At 38.7% G+C, this 22,399-nt stretch carries 19 protein-coding genes and 1 pseudogene; 9 read left to right on the forward strand and 11 right to left on the reverse strand.

Translation table 11 applies throughout. The annotated features are described in order from the left end of the window. Positions 1 to 8 precede the first annotated feature (8 nt). Entirely contained in the window at positions 9 to 755 is a 747-nt protein-coding gene (gene fliP / locus HPB14_RS03260; RefSeq protein ID WP_001210272.1) for a flagellar type III secretion system pore protein FliP, read from the reverse strand. 35 nt (positions 756 to 790) lie between these two features. Beyond that, positions 791 to 880 (reverse strand): annotated as a pseudogene (locus HPB14_RS08580) (flagellar biosynthesis protein flip); the annotation flags it as partial. Here HPB14_RS08580 and glmU point away from each other — a divergent pair. The 9 genes from glmU (at position 837) to HPB14_RS03310 (ending at position 9,353) form a co-directional block, all read left to right on the forward strand. After that, on the forward strand, positions 837 to 2,138 hold the full coding sequence (gene glmU / locus HPB14_RS03270; protein ID WP_014658463.1) for a bifunctional UDP-N-acetylglucosamine diphosphorylase/glucosamine-1-phosphate N-acetyltransferase GlmU: 1,302 nt from the start codon (positions 837 to 839) through the stop codon (positions 2,136 to 2,138). The pseudogene HPB14_RS08580 and the gene glmU overlap by 44 nt on opposite strands. Before the next feature lie 272 nt (positions 2,139 to 2,410). Then, positions 2,411 to 2,761 carry a hypothetical protein gene (locus HPB14_RS03275; protein WP_041199432.1) on the forward strand — a complete coding sequence of 117 codons (351 nt, stop codon included), beginning with the start codon at positions 2,411 to 2,413 and terminating at the stop codon, positions 2,759 to 2,761. Positions 2,762 to 2,784: 23 nt separating this feature from the next. Beyond that, positions 2,785 to 3,288, forward strand: coding sequence for a hypothetical protein (locus HPB14_RS03280; protein WP_001021868.1), 504 nt, complete (start codon positions 2,785 to 2,787; stop codon positions 3,286 to 3,288). 309 nt (positions 3,289 to 3,597) lie between these two features. Further along, positions 3,598 to 3,933, forward strand: coding sequence for a hypothetical protein (locus HPB14_RS03285; RefSeq protein ID WP_001013847.1), 336 nt, complete (start codon positions 3,598 to 3,600; stop codon positions 3,931 to 3,933). Positions 3,934 to 3,956: 23 nt separating this feature from the next. Then, positions 3,957 to 4,409, forward strand: a complete 453-nt coding sequence (locus tag HPB14_RS03290) for a hypothetical protein (RefSeq protein ID WP_001022182.1) — start codon at positions 3,957 to 3,959, stop codon at positions 4,407 to 4,409. A 180-nt stretch (positions 4,410 to 4,589) separates the two neighbouring features. Next, positions 4,590 to 6,956 carry a ribonucleoside-diphosphate reductase subunit alpha gene (locus tag HPB14_RS03295; RefSeq protein ID WP_000633940.1) on the forward strand — a complete coding sequence of 789 codons (2,367 nt, stop codon included), beginning with the start codon at positions 4,590 to 4,592 and terminating at the stop codon, positions 6,954 to 6,956. Between the two features lie 61 nt (positions 6,957 to 7,017). Continuing rightward, positions 7,018 to 7,965, forward strand: a complete 948-nt coding sequence (locus HPB14_RS03300; protein WP_000895526.1) for a Gfo/Idh/MocA family protein — start codon at positions 7,018 to 7,020, stop codon at positions 7,963 to 7,965. A gap of 110 nt (positions 7,966 to 8,075) precedes the next feature. Then, entirely contained in the window at positions 8,076 to 8,843 is a 768-nt protein-coding gene (locus tag HPB14_RS03305; RefSeq protein WP_000355998.1) for a sulfite exporter TauE/SafE family protein, read from the forward strand. A 3-nt stretch (positions 8,844 to 8,846) separates the two neighbouring features. Then, a complete protein-coding gene (locus tag HPB14_RS03310) occupies positions 8,847 to 9,353 on the forward strand; it encodes a methylated-DNA--[protein]-cysteine S-methyltransferase (RefSeq protein WP_000244832.1) in 507 nt (168 codons plus the stop codon). Positions 9,354 to 9,411: 58 nt separating this feature from the next. Here the strand turns inward: HPB14_RS03310 and xerH are convergent, their stop codons facing one another. From xerH to HPB14_RS03350, 9 genes are all read right to left on the reverse strand, one after another. Further along, the gene (gene xerH / locus HPB14_RS03315) at positions 9,412 to 10,482 is read right to left on the reverse strand and encodes a tyrosine recombinase XerH (protein ID WP_000682383.1); all 1,071 of its coding nucleotides are present in this window, start codon (positions 10,480 to 10,482) and stop codon (positions 9,412 to 9,414) included. A 170-nt stretch (positions 10,483 to 10,652) separates the two neighbouring features. Next, entirely contained in the window at positions 10,653 to 11,792 is a 1,140-nt protein-coding gene (locus tag HPB14_RS03320) for a hypothetical protein (RefSeq protein ID WP_001007962.1), read from the reverse strand. 143 nt (positions 11,793 to 11,935) lie between these two features. Then, positions 11,936 to 13,108: a pyridoxal phosphate-dependent aminotransferase gene (locus HPB14_RS03325; RefSeq protein WP_000967347.1), complete on the reverse strand. Its 1,173-nt coding sequence runs from the start codon at positions 13,106 to 13,108 to the stop codon at positions 11,936 to 11,938. 158 nt (positions 13,109 to 13,266) lie between these two features. Then, positions 13,267 to 14,079: an outer membrane protein gene (locus HPB14_RS03330; protein ID WP_000714970.1), complete on the reverse strand. Its 813-nt coding sequence runs from the start codon at positions 14,077 to 14,079 to the stop codon at positions 13,267 to 13,269. A gap of 53 nt (positions 14,080 to 14,132) precedes the next feature. Then, positions 14,133 to 14,318, reverse strand: a complete 186-nt coding sequence (locus tag HPB14_RS08650) for a hypothetical protein (RefSeq protein WP_411155674.1) — start codon at positions 14,316 to 14,318, stop codon at positions 14,133 to 14,135. After that, entirely contained in the window at positions 14,319 to 19,100 is a 4,782-nt protein-coding gene (locus HPB14_RS03335) for a DEAD/DEAH box helicase (protein WP_001156260.1), read from the reverse strand. 77 nt (positions 19,101 to 19,177) lie between these two features. Continuing rightward, a complete protein-coding gene (locus HPB14_RS03340; protein WP_001004870.1) occupies positions 19,178 to 20,479 on the reverse strand; it encodes a (Fe-S)-binding protein in 1,302 nt (433 codons plus the stop codon). Then, the gene (gene hemN, locus HPB14_RS03345; RefSeq protein ID WP_001193106.1) at positions 20,476 to 21,849 is read right to left on the reverse strand and encodes an oxygen-independent coproporphyrinogen III oxidase; all 1,374 of its coding nucleotides are present in this window, start codon (positions 21,847 to 21,849) and stop codon (positions 20,476 to 20,478) included. Before hemN ends, HPB14_RS03340 begins: the two co-directional genes overlap by 4 nt. Next, the gene (locus HPB14_RS03350) at positions 21,849 to 22,364 is read right to left on the reverse strand and encodes a DUF2603 domain-containing protein (protein ID WP_000413462.1); all 516 of its coding nucleotides are present in this window, start codon (positions 22,362 to 22,364) and stop codon (positions 21,849 to 21,851) included. Before HPB14_RS03350 ends, hemN begins: the two co-directional genes overlap by 1 nt. Between the last annotated feature and the right edge of the window lie 35 nt (positions 22,365 to 22,399).

A 22,399-nucleotide genomic window follows, 5' to 3' on the forward strand; every position in this document is an offset into this window, starting at 1 on the left:
TTTTAATATTAAACCATTTTAAAACTCGCTACTAAATTTTCGGTCAATAGATTAAACCCATCTACCAGAATAAACACTAAAATTTTAAAAGGCAGAGAAATCATTACAGGCGGGAGCATCATCATGCCCATCGCCATTAAAATAGAGCTGATCACCATATCAATCACCAAAAAAGGCAAGTAGAGTAAAAAGCCGATTTGAAACGCTGTTTTCAACTCGCTTATCATAAATGCCGGGATTAAAACGCTCAAGCTCACATCATCAGGGGTTTTAGGGTTAGGCAAATTCCTAATCCTAAAAAAAAGCGCTAGATCCTTTTCTCGTGTGTTTTTAAGCATGAATTCCTTGAAAGGCAGAGCGCTTTTTTCAAACGCTTCGGTGTAAGAAATCTTTTTATCCATGTAAGGCTTAATCCCTGTATCATAGGCTTTTTTTAGGCTAGGTTCCATGATGAAAAAAGTCAGTATCAAAGAGAGCGAGACTAAAATTTGAGTGGGGGGGGTTTGTTGCGTGCCTAAAGCGGTCCTTAAAAAAGAAAACACCACGATCAAACGGGTGAAACTCGTCATCACTAAAATCAATGATGGGGCTAAAACTAAAAGCGTGAGCAAAGCGATGACATTAAGGGTGGTTACAAGCTGTTTAGGATCATTAGGAGCGTTTAAAGAGAGATTGACGCTAGGCAAAGCGCTATCAGCGCTCATTAAAGGGCATATTAAAGGGCAAATGAGAATGAAAAAAATGAAAAAACGCAAAATTCTAGCCTTAAATCTTTGATGAAACAAAGTCAAATTATAAGATAAGGCATGTTAAAATTCCCTAAAAAAAGGATTTTAATGCTTTCTGTAATCATACTAGCCGCTGGTAAAGGCACTCGCATGCGTTCTAGCCTGCCTAAAACTTTACACACCCTTTGCGGGGAGCCTATGTTATTTTACATTTTAGAAACGGCTTTTTCAATCAGTAATGATGTGCATCTTATCTTACACCACCAACAAGAACGCATTAAAGAAGCGGTGTCAAAGCGTTTTAAGGGCGTCATTTTTCACACTCAAATCGTGGAAAAATATTCAGGGACAGGTGGGGCTATCATGCAAGAAGATAAAACCCCTATCCCTACAAAACATGAGCGGGTTTTGATTTTGAATGCGGACATGCCCTTAATCACTAAAGACGCGCTTACCCCCTTGTTAAAAAGCAAGAATAACGCCATAGGCTTACTTAATTTAGCTGACCCCAAAGGTTATGGGCGCGTTGTTTTAGAAAACCATCAGGTTAAAAAGATTGTAGAAGAAAAGGACGCTAATGATGAAGAAAAAGAAATTAAAAGCGTGAATGCTGGCGTGTATGGGTTTGAAAGGGAGTTTTTAGAAAAATACTTGCCCAAGCTCCATGACCAAAACGCCCAAAAAGAATACTACCTCACGGATTTAATCGCTCTAGGAATCAATGAAAACGAAACAATTGACGCTCTATTCTTAGAAGAAGAGTGTTTTTTAGGGGTGAATAGCCAAACAGAAAGAGCGAAAGCTGAAGAAATCATGTTAGAAAGACTGCGGAAAAACGCCATGGACTTGGGGGTAGTGATGCAATTGCCTGGTAGCATTTATTTAGAAAAAGGCGTGAGTTTTAAGGGGGAGTGCGTTTTAGAGCAAGGGGTGCGTTTGATTGGGAATTGTTTGATAGAAAACGCGCGCATTAAGGCTTATAGCGTGATAGAAGAGAGCCAGATTGTTAATAGCAGTGTGGGGCCGTTTGCCCATGCGCGCCCTAAAAGCGTGATTTGTAATAGCCATGTGGGGAATTTTGTAGAGACTAAAAACGCCAAACTTCAAGGCGCTAAAGCAGGGCATTTGAGCTATTTAGGGGATTGTGAGATAGGGAAAAACACAAATGTGGGGGCTGGCGTGATCACTTGCAATTACGATGGTAAAAAGAAACACCAAACGATCATCGGTGAAAATGTCTTTATAGGGAGCGATAGCCAGCTAGTCGCCCCCATAAATATCGGCTCTAATGTCTTAATCGGCAGCGGCACCACCATCACTAAAGACATTCCTAGCGGTTCGTTGAGCCTTTCACGCGCCCCTCAAATTAACATTGAAAACGGGTATTTTAAGTTTTTTAAGAAACCTTAAAGAGCTTGAAAAGAATTGCTGTTTTAAAACCTTATTGAGCGTATTTTTAATGGATTAAAAAGTTCTCTTTTTATCCTTTTGGATTTGCTTCAATAGTGAAAAAACCCAAAAATTATTATAATTTATTTAATTTAATTCTGTAATTTGTGTATAAACAAAACACTCATTAAGCTTTTTGTGATATTTCGCTGATCTGTAACAATGCTTTTAATAGGGTTGTGGTATAAATATTCTTATCAAGGTGTGCCAAACATGCCTTGAATCTCCATTTTATGAAAGGATTTGTTATGAGTGGATTAAAAGCATTTAGTTGTGTAGTGGTTTTATGCGGTGCAATGACTAATGTGGCTATAGCTGGTCCTAAAATAGAGGCAAGGGGCCAGCTTGGCAGAGATATAGGAGAAGGTGTTGGAGCTGGAATGGGTGGTGCAATGGGTGGAATGATTGGGGCTCTTGGAGGTCCGTGGGGTACTGTGTTTGGTGCAGGCATTGGTGGTGGAATAGGGGCATATTCTGGGGCTGAAATAGGCGATAAAGTAGAAGATTTTATTCGTGGCGTTGATAGAGAGCCGCAAGCTCCAAGAGAACCCACCTATGATCGTCATTTTGTGTATGATAGGTAGTTTTAGGGGAGAAAGGAGAGAGTATGAATATCAAAGAGAATTTGAATGGCTCAAAAGAGCGTTTGAGCGATTTGGAATATCGATGGGCAATGGCTCTAGTCTATGGAGGATGTATCTCCATAACCACTAGGATTTTTTATGACATAAATGGTTCAGCTAGCGATCCGCTTTTTGACCCTAAATACAGCTATTATGTGTGGTTAGTGGGTCTAATAGCGGCTTTGTTGTCTAATCTCTTGTTTAATCCTAAAGGCAGGTCGGTAGGTTATTTCATTATTGAAACTTGGCAAGGATTCCCCAAGTTTTTTAAAGCCATTTTTAAGGCTAGGTTTTTTGGTGCGTTTTATGACGCTGTGTTAGGAGCAAGACTAAGGGATTTTTATGTGATGCTTTTAACGATACCCTTTATTATCGCTATGCATGAAATTTCGGCGTATTGTGGGCATCCTAGCAATCTCCTTGTAGAGGGTTTGGTCATTTTGGGGTTTCAAGGTTTTCTTAAGCTTTGCGCTAAATGGGGGTGGTGATTTAACCCAAATGTCATTAAATGGAGGGGGTATAAAAATATTAAAGAAACTTTAAAACTCATTCTTATTATTGAAAACGGGTATTTTAAGTTTTTTAAGAAGCCTTAATTTGCTTCAATAATGAAAAATCCTAAAATATTATAATCATTTACTTTAATCCTGTAATTTGTGAATAAACAAAACATTTATTGAGCTTCTTGTGATATTTTTCCGATCTATAACAATGCTTTTAATAGGGTTGTGGTATAAATATTCTTACCAAGGTGTGCCAAACATGCCTTGAATCTCAATTTTATGAAAGGATTTGTTATGAATGGATTAAGAACATTTAGTTGTGTAGTGGTTTTATGCGGTGCAATGGCTAATGTGGCTATAGCTAGTCCTAAAATAGAGGCAAGGGGTGAATTAGGCAAACTTATAGGGGGTGGTGTTGGGGGTTTTGTTGGTGATAAAATTGGAGGAGCAATTGGGGTTCCTGGAGGTCCAGTGGGTATTGGATTAGGGAGATTTCTTGGTAGCACAGCAGGAGGATATATTGGGTCTGAAGTAGGCGATAGGGTAGAAGATTATATCCGTGGCGTTGATAGAGAGCCACAAACCCCAAGAGAACCCACCTATGATCGTCATTTCGTGTATGATAGGTAGCTTTGGGCAAGAAAGGAGAGAGCATGAACATCAAAAAGCGTTTGAGCGACTGGGAATATCAATGGGCGGTGGCCATAGTCTATGCTGGATGTCTGTCTACATTTCCTTGGAGCCAAGGCGATATCCTTTTTAACCCTAAAGATAGCTATTACGCATGGCTAACGCTTTTAATAGCAACCCTATTGTCTAACCTTTTATTTGACCCACGAGGTAGGGATTGTTATAAATCTTTCCAAGTAAGATACCCTAGGTTTCTCAAAGCCATTTTTAAGGCTAGGTTTTTTGGCGCATTTTATAACGCTGTGTTAGGATCAAGGCTAAGGGATTTTTATTTGATGCTTTTGATAATGCCCTTTATTGTCGCTATGCATGAGATTTCGGCGTATTGTGGGCATCCTAGCAATCTCCTTGTAGAGGGTTTGGTCATTGTAGGGTTTCAAGGTTTTCTTAAATTTTGTGCTAAATTAGGGTGGTGATTTAACTCAAATAGCATTAAATGGGAGGGGGGTATAAAAAAATTAAAAAACTTTAAAACTCATTTTCATTAATAGAACAAATCCAACTTGAACTTTTCTTTTTCTTAAGTCTTAAGTTTTTTATTGATACAATTCCAAATTTAAAAAACAAACGATTTAATTCAAATTTAAGGAAAAATTTTGATTACGGTGGTTAAACGAAATGGGCGCATTGAGCCTTTGGACATTACCAAAATCCAAAAATACACTAAGGACGCTACGGACAATTTAGAGGGCGTGAGCCAAAGTGAGCTGGAAGTGGATGCGAGGTTGCAATTTAGAGACAAGATCACTACTGAAGAAATCCAACAAACTTTGATTAAAACCGCTGTGGATAAAATAGATATTGACACGCCTAATTGGAGTTTTGTCGCCTCAAGGCTTTTTTTGTATGATTTATACCATAAAGTGAGTGGTTTTACAGGGTATAGGCATTTGAAAGAGTATTTTGAAAACGCTGAAGAAAAGGGCCGCATCCTTAAGGGCTTTAAGGAAAAATTTGATTTAGAGTTTTTAAATAACCAGATCAAGCCTGAAAGGGATTTCCAATTCAATTATTTAGGGATTAAAACCTTGTATGATCGCTATTTGTTAAAAGACGCTAACAATCACCCTATTGAACTGCCCCAACACATGTTTATGAGCATTGCGATGTTTTTAGCACAAAACGAACAAGAACCCAATAAAATCGCTTTAGAATTTTATGAAGTTTTAAGCAAGTTTGAAGCGATGTGTGCGACCCCCACTCTGGCGAACGCGCGCACCACCAAGCACCAACTCAGCTCATGCTATATTGGCAGCACGCCGGATAATATTGAGGGGATTTTTGACAGCTATAAGGAAATGGCATTGTTGTCCAAATACGGCGGGGGGATTGGCTGGGATTTTTCTTTGGTGCGTTCTATCGGGAGTTATATTGATGGGCATAAGAATGCGAGCGCTGGCACGATCCCTTTTTTAAAAATCGCTAACGATGTGGCGATTGCGGTGGATCAATTAGGCACACGAAAGGGCGCGATTGCGGTGTATTTGGAAATTTGGCACATTGATGTGATGGAGTTCATTGATTTAAGGAAAAATAGCGGCGATGAAAGGCGAAGAGCGCATGATTTATTCCCGGCTCTTTGGGTGTGCGATTTGTTCATGAAAAGGGTTTTAGAAGACGCGATGTGGACTTTGTTTGACCCTTATGAGTGTAAGGATTTGACTGAGCTTTATGGGCAGGATTTTGAAAAACGCTATTTAGAGTATGAAAAAGATCCCAAAATCATTAAAGAATACATCAACGCTAAAGATTTATGGAAAAAAATCTTAATGAATTATTTTGAAGCCGGCTTGCCTTTCTTAGCCTTTAAAGATAACGCCAATCGGTGCAACCCAAACGCTCATGCAGGAATCATTCGATCGTCTAATTTATGCACAGAGATTTTTCAAAACACCGCACCCAACCACTATTACATGCAAATAGAATACGCCGATGGCGCGATAGAGTTTTTTGAAGAAAAAGAGTTGGTAACGACAGATAGTAACATCACTAAATGCGCTAACAAGCTCACTAGCACGGATATTCTTAAGGGCAAGCAAATCTATATCGCTACTAAAGTCGCTAAAGACGGGCAAACGGCGGTGTGCAATCTGGCGAGCATTAATTTAAGCAAAATCAACACTGAAGAAGACATTAAAAGGGTCGTGCCGATCATGGTCAGGCTTTTAGACAATGTGATTGATTTGAATTTCTACCCTAACCGCAAAGTCAAAGCCACTAATTTACAAAATAGGGCCATAGGGTTAGGGGTTATGGGTGAAGCGCAAATGCTCGCAGAACACCAAATCGCTTGGGGGTCTAAAGAGCATTTAGAAAAAATTGACGCTTTAATGGAGCAAATCAGCTACCATGCGATTGACACGAGCGCGAATTTAGCGAAAGAAAAAGGGGTTTATAAGGATTTTGAAAATTCAGAATGGAGTAAGGGGATTTTCCCTATTGATAAAGCCAACAATGAAGCCTTAAAGCTCACCGAAAAAGGGCTTTTCAATCACGCTTGCGATTGGCAAGGTTTGAGGGAAAAAGTCAAAACTAATGGCATGCGTAATGGCTATTTAATGGCGATCGCTCCCACAAGCTCCATTTCTATTTTAGTAGGCACAACCCAAACGATTGAACCTATTTATAAGAAAAAATGGTTTGAAGAAAATTTGAGCGGGCTAATTCCAGTGGTAGTGCCTAATTTGAATGTAGAAACCTGGAATTTTTACACATCAGCCTATGATATTGACGCTAAAGATTTGATTAAAGCAGCGGCCGTGCGCCAAAAGTGGATCGATCAAGGCCAAAGCATTAATGTGTTTTTACGCATAGAAAACGCCAGCGGTAAAACCTTGCATGACATCTACACGCTCGCTTGGAAATTAGGGTTAAAATCCACTTATTATTTGCGTAGCGAAAGCCCTAGCATAGATGAAAAAAGCGTGCTGGATCGATCGGTGGAGTGTTTTAATTGCCAATAATATAAGCTTAAATAAGCTAATCTTTGCTAAAATGAGATTTAAAATTATTTAAGGAAGATGAATGCTTTTTGCGATGATTGGTTCAGGGGGGTTTATCGCTCCCAAGCACTTGCAAGCGATTAGAGATACGGGGCATTTTTTGGATTGCTCTTTTGATATTCATGATAGCGTGGGGGTTTTAGATGAGTATTTCCCGCAATCAGAGTTTTTTACCAATATTGAAGATTTTGAAAAGCATTTAGAGCAGTCTAAGGCTATGGGTAAAGAAATCAACTATTTGAGCGTTTGCACGCCCACGCACACGCATTTTGATCACATCCGTTTTGGGTTAAGAAACGGCATGCATGTGATTTGTGAAAAACCCTTAGTTTTAGACCCTAGCGAAATACAGGAATTAAAGGATCTAGAGGTGAAACACCAAAAAAGGGTGTTTAGTCTTTTACCCTTGCGCTTGCATTGCGACACTCTGGCTTTAAAAGAAAAAATTAAGAGCGAATTGGACAAAAACCCTAGCAAGGTGTTTGACATCACGCTCACTTATATCAGCGTTCAAGGGAAATGGTATTTTTCTTCATGGCGAGCCGATGTGAATAGGAGTGGGGGGCTAGCCACTCAAATGGGAGTGAATATCTTTGATGCTTTATTGTATTTGTTTGGAGGCGTTAAAGATAAGGTTATCAATAGAGAAGAGCCTGATTGCGTAGGGGGGATACTCTTTTTAGAGCATGCTAAGATCAGATGGTTTTTTTCCATCAATCCAGAACACATGGGAGTGGCTAAAGAAAAAGTTTATCATAAAATGATCCTAGAGGGCGAAGAAGTCAATCTCACGCAGAGCTTTGATAACCTGTATATAGAAAGCTACAAACAGATTTTAGCTCAAGGGGGGTTTGGCTTGGATGAAGCTATGGCGTCTGTCAAACTAGCTTATGAATTAAGAAACCTTTCAGTCAGCGAACCCAATGAAGATTCGCATGCTTTGTGTTGCAAAAATAAAACAGACCAATAAAAGCATCACTTTTAAAGGCGTTGTTTAGGGGGTTTGGTATTAGCGTTTGATTAGAATAGGGTTATTTTTAATTTTCTTTTAAGAGGGGTTTTACTTTTTTAAGGGTTTTTATGGATATTTATGCGTTATACATAGCGATAGGGCTTTTTACTGGCATTCTATCAGGGATTTTTGGCATTGGTGGGGGGTTGATCATTGTCCCTATCATGCTCGCAACCGGGCATTCTTTTGAAGAATCCATCGGTATTTCCATTTTGCAAATGGCGCTTTCATCGTTCGTGGGATCTGTTTTGAATTTCAAAAAAAAATCGCTTGATTTTTCTTTAGGCTTGTTGATAGGGACAGGGGGGCTGATAGGGGCGAGTTTTAGCGGATTTGTTTTAAAAATCGTTTCCAGTAAAATTTTAATGGTTATTTTCGCGCTTTTAGTCGTGTATTCTATGATCCAATTTGTTTTGAAACCCAAAAAAAAAGATTTTATAGCGGATAATAAACGCTACCATTTGCAAGGTTTAAAATTATTCTTAATTGGCGCGCTCACAGGGTTTTTTGCCATCACTTTGGGGATTGGCGGGGGGATGCTCATGGTGCCTTTGATGCATTATTTTTTAGGGTATGATTCTAAAAAATGCGTGGCTCTAGGGTTATTTTTCATCTTGTTTTCTTCCATTTCAGGAGCTTTTTCTTTAATGTATCACCACATCATCAATAGAGAAGTGCTTTTAGCAGGGGCGATTGTGGGCTTAGGCTCAGTTATGGGCGTGAGCATTGGGATTAAATGGATCATGGGGCTTTTGAATGAAAAAATGCATAAAGCTTTGATTTTGGGGGTGTATGGTTTGTCGTTATTGATTATTTTATACAAACTCTTTTTTTAATTGATGGTTTTATACCACTATTATTTTAAGACCCCTAAGAGCTTCCCTTTAGAATATTTGCATTTGTGCGCTAATGAGAGCCATTTATTGAGATTGGATTTTGATGCGGCCAATTTTTCTCATAATACCCCTATGAATACCCCATTAAAACTCAGCGTTCAAGCCTTGGAGCGTTATTTCTTGGGACAACTTTTTGAATTTAATATGCCTTTAGATTTGATAGGAACTCCCTTTCAAAAACAAGTTTGGTCTGCGTTAATGACTATCCCTTATGGCAAGACAAAAAGTTATGATGAAATCGCAAAGCTCATTAATAACCCTAAATCTTGCAGAGCTGTTGGCAACGCTAATTATAATAACCCTATTTCTTTGATCGTGCCTTGTCATAGAGTGGTGCGTAAAAATGGCGCTTTAGGGGGGTATAATGGGGGCATAGAAGTCAAAAAGTGGCTGTTAGAATTTGAAAGCAAAATTTTAAATGAGCAAGCTAAAAACTCTTTAATTTCTTGAAAATGGGTTTTAGTTATTTTGTAGTAAAAATCATTTTTTAAGGGAGTATGGGGTGTTTTTAATTTTCTTCCCAAATGCTCGCCGCTTCTTCTAAACGCTGCTTGTCAAAATGCGTGTAAATCCTGCTCGTATTCAAGCTCGCATGCCCTAGAGCTTCTTGAACTAAAATCAAATCATGGCGTTTTTGATAAAGCAAGGTCGCAAAAGAATGCCTTAACATGTGCGCCCCATTTTTCTCCCGCCTGAGTCCTGCAAAATTGATGATGCGCTCCACTTGCTTATACAAATAAGCTTGCGTTAAAGCGCTGCCTTTTTGGTTGCAAAACAATAAATCGTTTTTAACAGGATACAATTCCCTTTCTGTGAGCCATTCTTTCAAAAGGCTCTCAATATGGAAAGCTTTGAGCATCACCGCTCTGTATTTATCGCCCTTACCTTTAATCAAAATCGTATAACAGCCATTTTCTAAAGTGAAATCCTTTATTTTAAGCTGCAAGGCTTCATTGGAACGCATGCCTGTAAAAACGATGATTTTAATGAGCAGGCGGTTTCGTGCGCGCACTTTAGCGGACATTTCTATTTTATCAATGCTCTCTAAAAATTTTTCTAATTCTTCATTGTTTAAATGAGTAGGGAGCTTGTTGCCTGCACTTTGATTCACTCCGCTGATGTTTTTAAGCGTGATATTATAGATATAAGATTTTTCATTTCCATCTTGATTTTGCTTGTCTATATAGCTAAAAAGCCCTAGCAGGGCGATCCGGTAATTTTTCTTAGTGGCTAAACTCAAACCTCCGGTATAAATACTCAAAAATTCAGCCAACATGACTTCGTCTATATTTTTGAGCGATTTTAAAGAAAGCTTTTGAGCATATTCGTAAAATTTGAGTAGGGGCAGCGCATAGGTATTGATACCTAGTAATCCAACATTACGGGCTTTTTTGCAAACTTTTTCTAATTGGCTTGAGCTGATGAACGCTTGATTGAATTCGTTCAAACATTCAAAAACCTTATTTTGATCTTTCACTTGGGAATTAGACAGGCTTGTGCATTTGTAACGCAAAAAGCGCCCAATCCATAGCAAAAGATTTTCTATAGGGTCTTTTAATTCTTCTAGGGGGTGCTTCATTTAGGGTTTTTAAACTAATCTAAATCGTCATCATGTGGCGTATCACTGGGTGCTTTTTGCGTTATAAGCGCGTTCGCAATAAGTTTATTGCTAAATAAAACATCCAACACCTCTTTTAATTTATTTGCAAAAACAAAAATAACCCTTAAAGGTTAATTTTAGCACCAAAACTAAAACCATTCCCAAAGTTTAATCCCTTCAATAATATAAGATCCATTCTTGATAGACTGTATCAATATATTTCTAAAAATGTCTATATACCATTGATTAACACATATTTCTTTCATGTCAGGTAACTTAATATTTTCTAATGCCTTTCTAGGCACTTCAATAGTTAATCTTGATTTTCCGCTTAAGAAGTTATCGCTAACATTAAAGATAAAATGGAATGTATTATCACGGAAATGATATTCAATCTTGTCAATTATGGCGGAAGTAAGATTTATCCCATTTACATTCTCTGCTTGATTGATAGTCTCTGCTTGATTTACATTCTCTGCTTGATTGATAGCACTTACAATAATATTTGATAGATTTATTTGATCTTGTGATAGTAACTTTTTTAAATCCTTTAAATTCTCATCATCCATGAAACAATAGTTAGTGCTCAATAAAGCATCACTAATAATTTTTTTACCAACTATCTTACCACTTTTTAAATCATCAGCAATTTCATTGATTTTAATGTTTTGTTCAGAGCTTTGCCTATAGTGGTTGTCAATTGTTTTTATTCTATGCTTCTCTATCTCCACCGTTGTTTCCCAAGGTGCCAAACCTGGAGTAACTACCAAATTAATTGGCGGATAGTTTGTTGGATTATTAAGAGACTCAATAGCTTTTCCATGCAAAAAAGACCCTAATTTTAAAAGAGATTGAATAAAAGTCTTAGGGTTTGAAAGTTCAACACTTATAGAGTCCAATTCTTTCCCAAAATCATGACTTTTTGCACTTAGGAATTTTATCTCTTTTGTGTCGGTGTTTTGTGTGTCTTGCTTGTTTTCGCAATAACAAATCGCTGTTGGATTACAATGTATTTTGGCTAACACCAACAAGTAGTTTTTTAAATTAAATGTTGCACTCGGCCCGTTTTTATATACAAAAAACAAACTTTCGCTAGGTCCAATAAAAGTTTCAACAAACCCTATAAAATGACACTTATATTCTAAAAATTGTTTTAGTTGGGGTGAGTTGTTGTTGTTGGGGTTGTTAGGAGAATAGTCGTAAAAAAAGACTTCCCTAATAACCCCAAAAGGCGAGCCAATATCGTGTTTGATTTTGTTAAAAAGTATTTGCCATTCGCTTATTGCCATTTGTTATTCCTTAAAATCTATTTTAGTTATGAAAACTGCACTTTTCAAACTTTTAACTCTAACCATTATACCACGCCATGCCACTAACTACAATATAAAATTCCAAACAAGATTAAAATCCCCCCTTTAAATAAAAATTCTTTTTATCCCTTTGATTTGACAAAGCGAGCGATGCGTTCAATCCCATTTTCAATCTGCTCTTCTGAGCATGCAAAAGACAAACGGACATAGCCTTCCAATCCAAAAGCCTTTCCAGGCACTAACGCCACGCCTTCTTTTTCTAATAGCTCATGGCAAAATCGCATCGAATCCCCCCCACAAAGGCTACCGATATGGATAAACAAATAAAACGCCCCATCAGGTTTTAAAGCGTTCAGCCCTTCAATCGCATTGATTTTTTCGTGGGCTAAATGACAGCGCTTTTCAAAAGCCTGACGCATCGTTTCAATTTCCTTATCCACTAACCCTTCAAGCGCCACAATAGAAGCCATTTGCGTGATAGAATTGATATTGGAAGTGCATTGGCTTTGCAAGTTATTCATCAATTTGACTAATTTTTTATCCTTGCTCGCCGCATAGCCCATACGCCAGCCTGTCATCGCTACTGACTTGCTCAAGCCATTAATGGTAATGGTGCGTTTTTTCATCTCTTCACTCACCGCCGCGCAAGAAACAAACTCCCCCTTATAAACAAGCTTTTCATAAATTTCATCGCTAAGCACCCAAATTGGAGTGTCTTTTAAAACTTCGCCTAAAGCCTCTAATTCCGCCTTACTATAAAGCATGCCGGTAGGGTTTGATGGAGTGGTGAGAATGAGCATTTTCGTTTTGGGGCTTAAGGCGTCTTTAAGCTGCTTAGGGGTGATTTTAAAATGGCTTTTTTCATCAGTTTGAATGAATTGACTCACCCCTCCGCTGTATTTCACAAGCTCAGGGTAAGTTACCCAAAAAGGTACAGGGATAATCACCTCATCGCCCTCCCCTATTAAGGTCTGAATCGCGTTGAACAGGCTTTGCTTAGCGCCATTGCTCACTAAAATTTCACTCGGTTCATAATCCAAGTTGTTTTCTTTTTTCAATTTAAAAGCGATCGCTTTGAGTAATTCAGGGATACCAGCCACTGGAGTGTATTTGGTGAAGCCGTCATTTAGGGCTTTTATAGCCGCATCTTTAATCGCTTGTGGGGTGTCAAAATCAGGCTCGCCCGCTGAAAAACTTAAAATATCTTTTCCTTGCGATTTCAATTCTTTAGCGAGCGTGCTGATAGCGATCGTTGTGGATTCTGAAAGGGATTGGATTTTAGAGGAATATAACATGCTTAATCCTTGTTAAATTTTTGAACTATCATAACATGATCAAAAAGATTTTAATTCTAATTTTCAAAAAACTTTCAAAAATGTTTCAAAAGAAAGCGGTGGTTTATGCAAGAAAACTCTAATTGAAAATCCAATTAGAGAAAAACAAGCGTTTTAAATCAGAAATTGTAACGATACCCTACATAAAGGCTGTATTGACGGCGGTAAGTGAAGCTCAAATTCCCATGGTTAAAATAATAAACATTGATAGTAGGAATCTTCACGCCAAAGTCAAATTCTTGATGCCGGCCAATATGGGTGCGGATCCCTAAATTAAAAAGGAACTGGAAAATCGCCGGATCAAGGCTATAGGAAGTGTGCTTATAAGGGCTTTTAGTTTCCAAAAAGGCCCCTGTCGTATTACCCCAAGAGTTGCCCGCGATTTGAGCCCCAAAAAAGAAACCAAAACTCGCATCTTCTTTATTGATGACATTGTATAAAGTGTCAATACCCACACCATAAGTGAACATGTCAGACAGATTGCCCATTGTCCCTACTTTGGTCGCGCATGGTTGGTGAAGCTCACACACCCCACCATTATCTGATGTCAAAGCGTTCGCTCCAAACACGGCATGCCCATAATCCATAAAGCCGTAATAACGGGCACCAAACCATCTCTTCTCCCCGAAAAACTGCTTATAACCCACAGTAAGCCCTAATCCTTGCATAACGGCTAGATAGTCGGTTTTACCCACAGGGAACTTAGGGTAGTTAAATTCACTGCTTTTGGGGGGGTTTTTAACGCTTTGCGAAGCCTGACCGACTTGATAGCTAATCCCCAGATACCAAGCGTTTTTCTCACCTTTCACTGCTTTATACTCTTTTGGTTTTTCCAATTGCTTTTGCACTTCTGTGCTACCTTCTGCTGCCAAAAGACTATGACCTAACACTACCGATAAACAGAGCGTTTTAAACACTACAAACTTTTTCATACAACATTTTTCCTTCTAAAAGTCTACATTTCGTATAATAATAACATAATAATCTATAAAAAACCTAAATTCTTAAGAAAAACACCCCTAAAACTTAAAATTTTAAATTTTCTAGGGGGTTTTAGCGGTTTTGGCTCTGCGATTTTTCTGTTTTTGGGGGGATTTTGGGATAAGGGGCATAAAAAGCGTTTGTTTTTGCACCCTCTTATACCCTTTTTATTCTTTTTGTTGTTGGCTATTCACTCAAACCTCTTTTCGCTGATCTTTTCAATCAAATCCACGCTTTTTACCGAAAGGGTGATGACCCTACAAAGGAGTTCAAAAACATATTTGCCGCCGGCGTAATCGTTCGGGTTGTTTTCAATCAAGCTTTCTTTATCGGTAGTGATTGAATAGCGTTCGATCACCCAGTCAATCGCGCTTTTGCCATTCACCACATAGTCAAAGGCTTTTTTGGGGATATTAGTGATGGTGATATGGTGGTTATAAATGATGCGATCCCCTTTTTTATCCTTTTTCATTTGAACCACATCATAATAACCCTCCACTTCGGCGTTCTCTAGTAGGTTATGTTTAACGCTTGTGTGCATTTCCCCGCTCTCATAGTTCAGGTGCAATTCGGCTAATTCTTTGCCAAGCATAGAGAGTTCTTTAAAGTCTTCGCTCAAAGCGATTCGCGGCGCTTCTTTGGCGAGGGAGTTTTTGTATTTTTCCAAATAGCCTTTATGGTGGAAAATCGCATAAATGTAATAAAAAATCTCTTCTTCAGTAATAGCATTATCTTTATAATGCCTCCTGAAGAGGTTGAGCGCATAGCCGCTGATAGCGTTATAGCGATTCCCCAGATCATCGTAATAATACAAGGGATAAGCTTGATTGTTTGCCATTGTTTGGGCGTCAGTAATCTCGTTTGCAATCAAGCAAGAAAAATTTCTTGAAGCCATTGAACTTGTATTGATCACCACATTACGCGCGCCTTTATCCGGGAAAATTTTGGGCAATTGACATTGTTCTTCATTTAAATTTTTATCCCAATAAAGCCATTGTTTGTTAAAAGGGCGATACAAGGACAACCTCATGCGCTCCATGCCGCTTTCTGGCAGGTTTTCATTTTTAATGAGTTTGTTTTTCAAACTATCAGTCCATGCGATTTTCGTTTGATCGGTGGTGATTTCTTGATCGTTTAGGTGCTTGTAGCGATCGGCTGGTTTGATACCTTTATCTTTAGCCGTGCGTTGTTTGAAAGCTTCCCTAAAAACCTCATTGAAGCGCTTCAAATCAGCGTTATAAGTTTCAATGCATCTTTGCACCGATTGCATTAAAGCGTTTGGCGAAAAGTTATACACCCAAGGATCACGCCCGCTCACCACACCGCCAGAATTGATGTCAAAAATGCTGTCGTTTTGGAGTTTTTTGTCTCTTTTTAAAGGGATGAGTTTTTCAAAATCGTCATTCCTTTGGTTGATCCAATCGCCTTTATCATTCGGGGTGATTTCCTTAAAAGGCACAGATTCCAAATTTTCAAAACCCGCGAGCAAGTGGAGTTTGGCTTCTCTTTTCAAGTAATCTCCCACTTCGTAGTAAAAAATCGTATTATTGGGAACGTCCTTATCTTTCACAAAAAAGATAATCGCTACCGTCGCCCTCGATCCGCTATCAAAGATTTTCCCTCCCTCTTTTCTTGACACTTCCCCTGAAGTGTGCTGATTCCCCCTCAAATTCAGCACGTAAAGACGCGAAAATTCTTGTGCCACGCATTTTCTGAACCCGTCCGCGCTTTTAGAGTCAATGAAGCTCCCGTTCACCACAAAGCCTACCACCCCTTTATCTTTAAGAAGATCGCTCGCCATGCGTATTGACTGAATGAGCGTGTCTCGTGTGGTTGCCCCCACTTTTGCGGTGGAATTTTTGCCATAAGCTTCATAAACCCATTTTTCAAGCTTAGGGTGTTTGAGGTTCTGGTTGTTATCGTTTTCGCTTTTAGCGCCACTTGAATAAGGCGGGTTGCCGATGATGACTCTAATGTTTTGCTTTTCCATAGTGGTTTTGATTTCTTGGTTTTCTTTCAAATCTTCAAAGCCAGGGATTACCCCCTTATCGCTTTTCTCTTCTAAATAATCCAAGCTGTCCGTGAGCGCGATGTTTTTGAAATTTTTTAACGAGCTGTCCCTATTTTGCGCGGCTTGGGTGATATTGATTAAAGCGATATAATAAGATAAAAGCACGATGTCAAAAGCGAACAAATTTTTTTGAAATTTCTCTTTTAAGGCTTCATCGCTAATGAGCGCGTTTTCTTTAGAAAGCAACCGGGCGATAAAACTCCCGGTGCCGGTGAAGGGGTCAAAAATCGTGATATTTTTATCGTTAAAATCCGTGTTGAAATGCTTTTTCAAAATGCCGTTAGTGGCCCTTAAGATGAAATCCACCACCTCTATAGGCGTATAAACGATCCCTAGTTTTTCGCTCTGCTTTCTAAAGGCTTCTTTAAAGAAAGTGTTGTAGAGATTTTTAATGAGTTCTTGCTGGCTTTTTTGGCTTTTGGCGTGTGTTGCTTCTGTTTTCACGCTTTCATAGAGGTTTTTAAGATCTTTAGTTTCTCCCTCTAATCCTAAATCGGAGAGTTTTAAAACCATTTTATCCAAGGCTTTTGCGATAGGGTTTTGAATATTGTCCCCAAAAATCGCATCAAAAATGGGCTTAGTGATGATGTGAGAAGTGATCATATCCAAGGCTTCCTCTTCTTTGATGCTTTGATGGATATTGCCTCTTAACGAAGTTAAAAAGTTTTCAAAAATTTCAGGGTTTTTGCCAAAAATCATTTTTAGGCGGTTGTTCAAGGTTTTTGCGATGTTGCCCGTTTTTTTGGCGAAATTTTCCCAATAATTCCTGTCCCCTAATTTAGTGGGCATGACGTTATACACAGCGTCCGCTAGATCTTGCAATAAGATAGCGTCAAAAAGGGTTTTTTCATCGTTTTGCTTTTTGCCATCATCGCTCCCGAAGATTTTGATTTTTTCTTTAAAAGTGGCTTCATCAACCAAGCTTGAATCATGGCTTCTTAAGGCTTTTAGCACTTTCCAAATGTTTTGGAAATTGGTGTTTTTGACGGCTTCATCCAGGTTTTTAATTTCACTCTCTTCTAAAGCGATAGGCAAAATGATATAGCCTCTTTTCTTGTTTTTAGCTTTTCGCATCACCCTACCCACCGCTTGGATAATATCCACCATCGCGCTTTTGCCATCAAAAAAGATAACGCTATCAAGCGCTGGGACATCCACCCCTTCGCTCAAACACCTGGCGTTGCTTAAAACCTTGCAAGTGTTGGGTTGGAATTGGTTCAAGTTTTCTAATTTTTCAAGCCTCTCCTTACAATTCATGGTGCCATCAACATGATCGATTGTGATTTGTAGGTTTTTAAAACTCTTTTTCTTCAGCTCTTCATCATAGCATTCCATAATCGTTTCAAAGGAGTCTTTAATGTTCTTGCTCGTGTTAATGCTTTTACAAAAGTTTATGGCTCTTTGAGAAGGAGCGGTGTCGTATTGGTTTTGCAAGTTGTGATCTTCTTTGTTTTCATTGTTTAAAGCGATTAAATCCTGTTTGGCTAACCCTTTATGCGTGCCAACGATCTTACACACAAATTCGTTATTAATAAGCTTTTTATCTAATTTAGTGCCTTCGGCTTTGAGCTGGCTGATCTTCTTATTCACGCTGTTAGTAACGCCGCTTAAATTTTCTGAACGCACCGCTAAAATGATGACTTTGTAATCGGTTAAGAGATCTAAAGCGATCGCTCTTTCAAAATTGAGCGTATAGATTTCTTCGCCAAAAGTCTGCACATCGTCCATTGAATAGATAACATTATCGCTCTCTTTGGCTTTAGCTTTGGAACTTTCGCTATAAATTTTAGGCGTAGCGGTCATGTAAAGGCGTTTTTTAGCTTTGATATTTTCATCGCTGTGGCAAAGCGTGAAAGCGTTTTTATCGTCCCTTTCATTACTAGAATACATAGCCCCTACCGTTCTGTGGGCTTCATCGCAAATAATGAGATCGATTTCTTTTAAACCCGCTTCTTGCGCTTCTTTAATACGCAACGCGCTTTGATAAGTTGAAAAGATAATGAAGCGCTTGTTTTCTTTTTGCGCTTTTTCATAAGTGCTTAAAATGTCTTCCAGGCGAGTGGAGGGCTTTAAAGGGAGCTCAGAAAATTTAATATCGTCATTGTCTTCGTTCTTGCTTTGCCCGGTTTTATTATCGCTGCACACGATAGAAGCGTAAAAAGGCTCGCTTTTTTCTTGCGCGTATTCTCTAAAGGTTTGAGAAAGCAAGGCGATGCTTGGCGCTAGAAAAAGCGTGATCTTGGGATCTAAAGCTTCCATGATTTTTAAAGAAGTGTAGGTTTTGCCGGTCCCGCATGCCATAATGAGCTTGCCTCTAGCGTTTTTAGGGTCAGAAAAATACTTTTTAGTTTCTTCAATCGCTTCTGTTTGGTGAGAGCGCGGCCTTTTCTTATCGCATAAGGGGATTTCGTCTTCGGTTTTTGTGGGATCAAACTTTTCCCAATCAATGCGAGAATAGATAAAATCCTCTTCAGTGATTTCATCAATGTCAATCCCCATTCCTGTGCTTCTGATTTGTTCAATTGCTTTAAGAGCTTCAGAGGTTAAATTAGAAGTGGAGATGATGATCCCTTTTTTAAACTTGACCTCCCCCACCCCGCTTTGCAATTGGGTTAAAAAAGGTGAAATGTCGTTATACGAGATGCTGTTTTGATGGAATTTGCATTGCACGGCGATGCATTCTTTGTTTGAGGTCGTAATGACTATATCAATCCCCTTATCGCGCTCCTTCCCCCTTAATTCCCAATCATACCAAAGATCAATAGACTCGTATTCATTAGCGCTGTCATGCTCTAATAAAAATTGCTTAGAAATTTTTTCAAACAAGCTCCCTTTATGGCGAAGGTTAGGTATGGCATGCAGTTTTTCTTTGATGAGTTCGTAGGCGCTGATTTCTTGCATTTTTCATTCCTTATAATAGTGTTATAAAGTTTTACATTATATAAAAAGATGTTGAAAGATGGGGTTAAAAAGGCTTTTTATTCAGCGCTTTTTAAAGCTTTAGCGATGAGTTCTAAAGGGTGCAAAAATTGTGGGGTGTTAGGGTCATCTAAAGACTTTAAGGCGTTGTTAAGCTGCATGTGGCATGCCCCACATTCTGCACTCAAAATTCTAGCTTTGGTGCCCATGATTTCTTTAGCCCTAAGAAGCCCCACTTTTAAAGAAAATCCCGCCTTCTCGGTTTGCATGGTAATCCCCCCAAAACCGCAACAATTGTCCGGCATTTCTTTAATTTCATAATGCGCATTGAGCAAGTTTCGCACTTCTTTGTGAGCGTTTAGGGTTTTTTTAGCATGGCAAGGGTTATGATAGGTGATAACCTCTTTTTTTTCTTTAGGGATTTTTTCTAAAAGACTTTTTAAAGGGGTGTGTTTCTCTAAAAACACGCTCGCCAGATAGATTTTTGACGTGATCTTTTCCAAGCGCTTCACATACAAATCCTTATCTTTTTGGTCTAAAAACACCTTATAGTAATCGTTGATGAGCATGCTAGCGCATGTGGCTTCAGGCACAACGATCGCATCCACTCCATCTAAATAGCTTTCAAAACATTCTATGTTTTTTTTCACTAAAAAAAGCGTGGTGTCTTTATCGCCGGTGAAATACGCAGGCGCTGAGCAGCATTCTTGCTTAGGGATGATCGCTTGAATGTTGAGCTTTTCTAAAATATACAACAAGCTTTCCCCCACTTGCTGGTAATGGTAATTGCTCAAGCATCCTATAAAAATGGCCACTTTTTGAATGGGGTTTTCTAAAGGCTTCATTTCTGCATGTTTTTGTAAAAAGCTTTTTTGATTTAAGGGAGGCAGAGCGCTTTTTTTGAAGCGTTTGAACAAGCCTTTAAACACCACTCTAGGCTCTAAACTATCCCCTACTTGCTTGAAGATACAAGGGGCTAAAAAATGCGCAGTTGAAAACACCCTATCCATTTTTTTGCGGTTTTTTAAAAGGGAAAAATAGGATTTTTTATACCAAGCGATGCCGTGCTTTTGAGCGATTTTTTCTCTGGCTTTTTCTATTAAGGTGTCTATGGGCAAATGAAAGGGGCAAATTTCCACGCAAGCGGTGCATAAAAAACAAGTTTCTAAAAGGTGTTTTAAATTCGTGTCTAATTGGAGCTTGTTTTGAGCGTTTAGGCGCATCAAATCTAAAAAGCCTCTAGGCGAAGTCGCCTCGTCTTTATGAATGCGGTATATGGTGCAACCTGGCACGCACTTAGCGCATTTAACGCAAGCGTCCCCTACTTCTTCAAAGATATTTCCATTAATATTTTCATTCATAGCGTTTTACTGAAATGTTTTTCGCCCCCACGCAAATACGCGTCAAACTCCATGGCCATGTTTCTTACGAGCATGCCCCCTGTTTTTGTCATCTCAAAGCCTTTAGAATTGAAAGAAAGCAGGCCCGCTTCTTCATAAGGCTTTAATTTTTCTAATTCTTTTTTAAAATGCGCTTTAAAATCAATAGAAAATTTTTCTTCAATCTTAGAGTAATCCAATTTTAAATTGCTCATCATCTGCATGATGACTTCTTTTCTTAAAACATCTTCTTGACTGAGCGCTACACCCCTTTCTACCGGTAAATGCCCCAAATCAAGGGCTTTTTCATAGAGGTGCAAGTCTTTATAATTTTGCGTGTAATAATCGCCCCCTTCGCCAATGCTCGTAACGCCAATGCCAATGGTTTGGGTGAATTTTTTCGTGGTATAGCCTTGAAAATTACGGCGCAATTCCGCTTTTTGAAGGGCTAAATACAATTCATTATCGCTTTTAGCGAAATGATCCATGCCTATCATTTGGTAGTTGGCTTTTTCTAAAAAACTAATAAGAGCTTCTAAAATCTCTAGCTTGTCTCTAGGGCTTGGCAATAGGGTTTCATCAATTTTACGCATCGTTTTTTTCACCCAAGGCACATGCGCGTAATTAAACACCGCTAATCGGTCCGGATCTAATTTCAAAACCCATTCCAAAGTTTTTAAAAAACTTTCTTTAGTCTGGTTGGGTAAGCCATAAATCAAATCAAAATTAATGGATTTGATGCCGTAATCTCTAGCGAGCTTCACGGATTCTTGAACCATTTCAAAAGGCTGGACCCTATGAATGGCTTTTTGGACTTCAAAATCAAAATCCTGCACCCCAAAACTCAAGCGGTTAAACCCCCTATCAAACAAGGTTTGCATGTGTTCTTTAGTGAAATGCCTAGGGTCAATCTCGCAACTCATTTCAATATCTTGGCTGAAATTGGGGAAAACTTCTTGAATGCTTTGGGTGATTTCATCTAATTGATGGGGCGAAAAAAAGGTCGGCGTGCCGCCTCCATAGTGGAATTGCGCCACTTCTCTGTTGGTATCCATGGCGTTTTTTAAAAGGGCGAGTTCTTTTTTAAGGTAGCTGATATAGCGGACTTTTTTCTCTTCTAAACTGGTGTAAATGACTGAACAAGCGCAAAAATAACACGCGCTCCTGCAAAAGGGCAAATGCGTATAAAGCGATAAGGGCATGGGGTTTTTGAGATGGTCATGGTTAAAAAACGCTGCTTTCAAGCTCTCTTCATTAAAATTTTCTTTAAATTCCACCGCCGTTGGGTAGCTGGTGTATCGTGGACCGGGCTTTGAATATTGCGAAAATTTTTCAAAATCAATGGTTTGCATTAAAAATTTTCCTCATCGCTATTGTCAAAATTTTCAAAATTATTCTCATTAAAAGGGGGTTGTTTGAACATGTTGTCAAAATTAAAAAATAAATTCGGGTGTTCTTTTTTGATTTGTTTGACAAAATTTAAGGTGTTGATATTGGGCAAATTCCCGTCTTTTTGGCGTAAATTTTCTAACAATTGCAAAGAAACTTCGCGCACATCTTCAAAATCAATCGGCGCTTGGGTGATAATATCCCTTTCTAATTCCGCCCTGAGCCTAGCTTCAAAAGCCTTTCTGGCGTTTTCTGCCAAAAGAGAAATCACATTGTCCGGCACTAAAACATAATTTTTATCTTCTTCATCAGAAATAAAGTAAGCTTCATTTTTTTTGAACGCCCCTTTTTCTAATTCTAAAAGCATTTCATTAGCACTGATTTTTTTGAGAAAGGCTCTGTTTTTTTGGGTGGTTAGGCTATGGATAAGTTTTTGTGATTTGGTTTTAGAAACTCGTTTTTTAGGTAATTTTTCCATTTATATCCTTTTTAAGCTGATTGTATCCAATTTCG

This window comes from Helicobacter pylori HUP-B14, assembly GCF_000259235.1.
In the GTDB taxonomy this organism is placed as follows: domain Bacteria; phylum Campylobacterota; class Campylobacteria; order Campylobacterales; family Helicobacteraceae; genus Helicobacter; species Helicobacter pylori_CU.

Excerpts from the sequence above, each read along its gene's own strand:
- glmU (WP_014658463.1), top strand. The coding sequence starts at position 837 with ATGCTTTCTGTAATCATACTAGCCGCTGGTAAAGGCACTCGCATGCGT.
- HPB14_RS03275 (WP_041199432.1), top strand. The coding sequence starts at position 2,411 with ATGAAAGGATTTGTTATGAGTGGATTAAAAGCATTTAGTTGTGTAGTG.
- HPB14_RS03280 (WP_001021868.1), top strand. The coding sequence starts at position 2,785 with ATGAATATCAAAGAGAATTTGAATGGCTCAAAAGAGCGTTTGAGCGAT.
- HPB14_RS03285 (WP_001013847.1), top strand. The coding sequence starts at position 3,598 with ATGAATGGATTAAGAACATTTAGTTGTGTAGTGGTTTTATGCGGTGCA.
- HPB14_RS03290 (WP_001022182.1), top strand. The coding sequence starts at position 3,957 with ATGAACATCAAAAAGCGTTTGAGCGACTGGGAATATCAATGGGCGGTG.
- HPB14_RS03300 (WP_000895526.1), top strand. The coding sequence starts at position 7,018 with ATGCTTTTTGCGATGATTGGTTCAGGGGGGTTTATCGCTCCCAAGCAC.
- HPB14_RS03305 (WP_000355998.1), top strand. The coding sequence starts at position 8,076 with ATGGATATTTATGCGTTATACATAGCGATAGGGCTTTTTACTGGCATT.
- HPB14_RS03310 (WP_000244832.1), top strand. The coding sequence starts at position 8,847 with ATGGTTTTATACCACTATTATTTTAAGACCCCTAAGAGCTTCCCTTTA.
- xerH (WP_000682383.1), bottom strand. The coding sequence starts at position 10,482 with ATGAAGCACCCCCTAGAAGAATTAAAAGACCCTATAGAAAATCTTTTG.
- HPB14_RS03320 (WP_001007962.1), bottom strand. The coding sequence starts at position 11,792 with ATGGCAATAAGCGAATGGCAAATACTTTTTAACAAAATCAAACACGAT.
- HPB14_RS03325 (WP_000967347.1), bottom strand. The coding sequence starts at position 13,108 with ATGTTATATTCCTCTAAAATCCAATCCCTTTCAGAATCCACAACGATC.
- HPB14_RS03330 (WP_000714970.1), bottom strand. The coding sequence starts at position 14,079 with ATGAAAAAGTTTGTAGTGTTTAAAACGCTCTGTTTATCGGTAGTGTTA.
- HPB14_RS03335 (WP_001156260.1), bottom strand. The coding sequence starts at position 19,100 with ATGCAAGAAATCAGCGCCTACGAACTCATCAAAGAAAAACTGCATGCC.
- HPB14_RS03340 (WP_001004870.1), bottom strand. The coding sequence starts at position 20,479 with ATGAATGAAAATATTAATGGAAATATCTTTGAAGAAGTAGGGGACGCT.
- hemN (WP_001193106.1), bottom strand. The coding sequence starts at position 21,849 with ATGCAAACCATTGATTTTGAAAAATTTTCGCAATATTCAAAGCCCGGT.
- HPB14_RS03350 (WP_000413462.1), bottom strand. The coding sequence starts at position 22,364 with ATGGAAAAATTACCTAAAAAACGAGTTTCTAAAACCAAATCACAAAAA.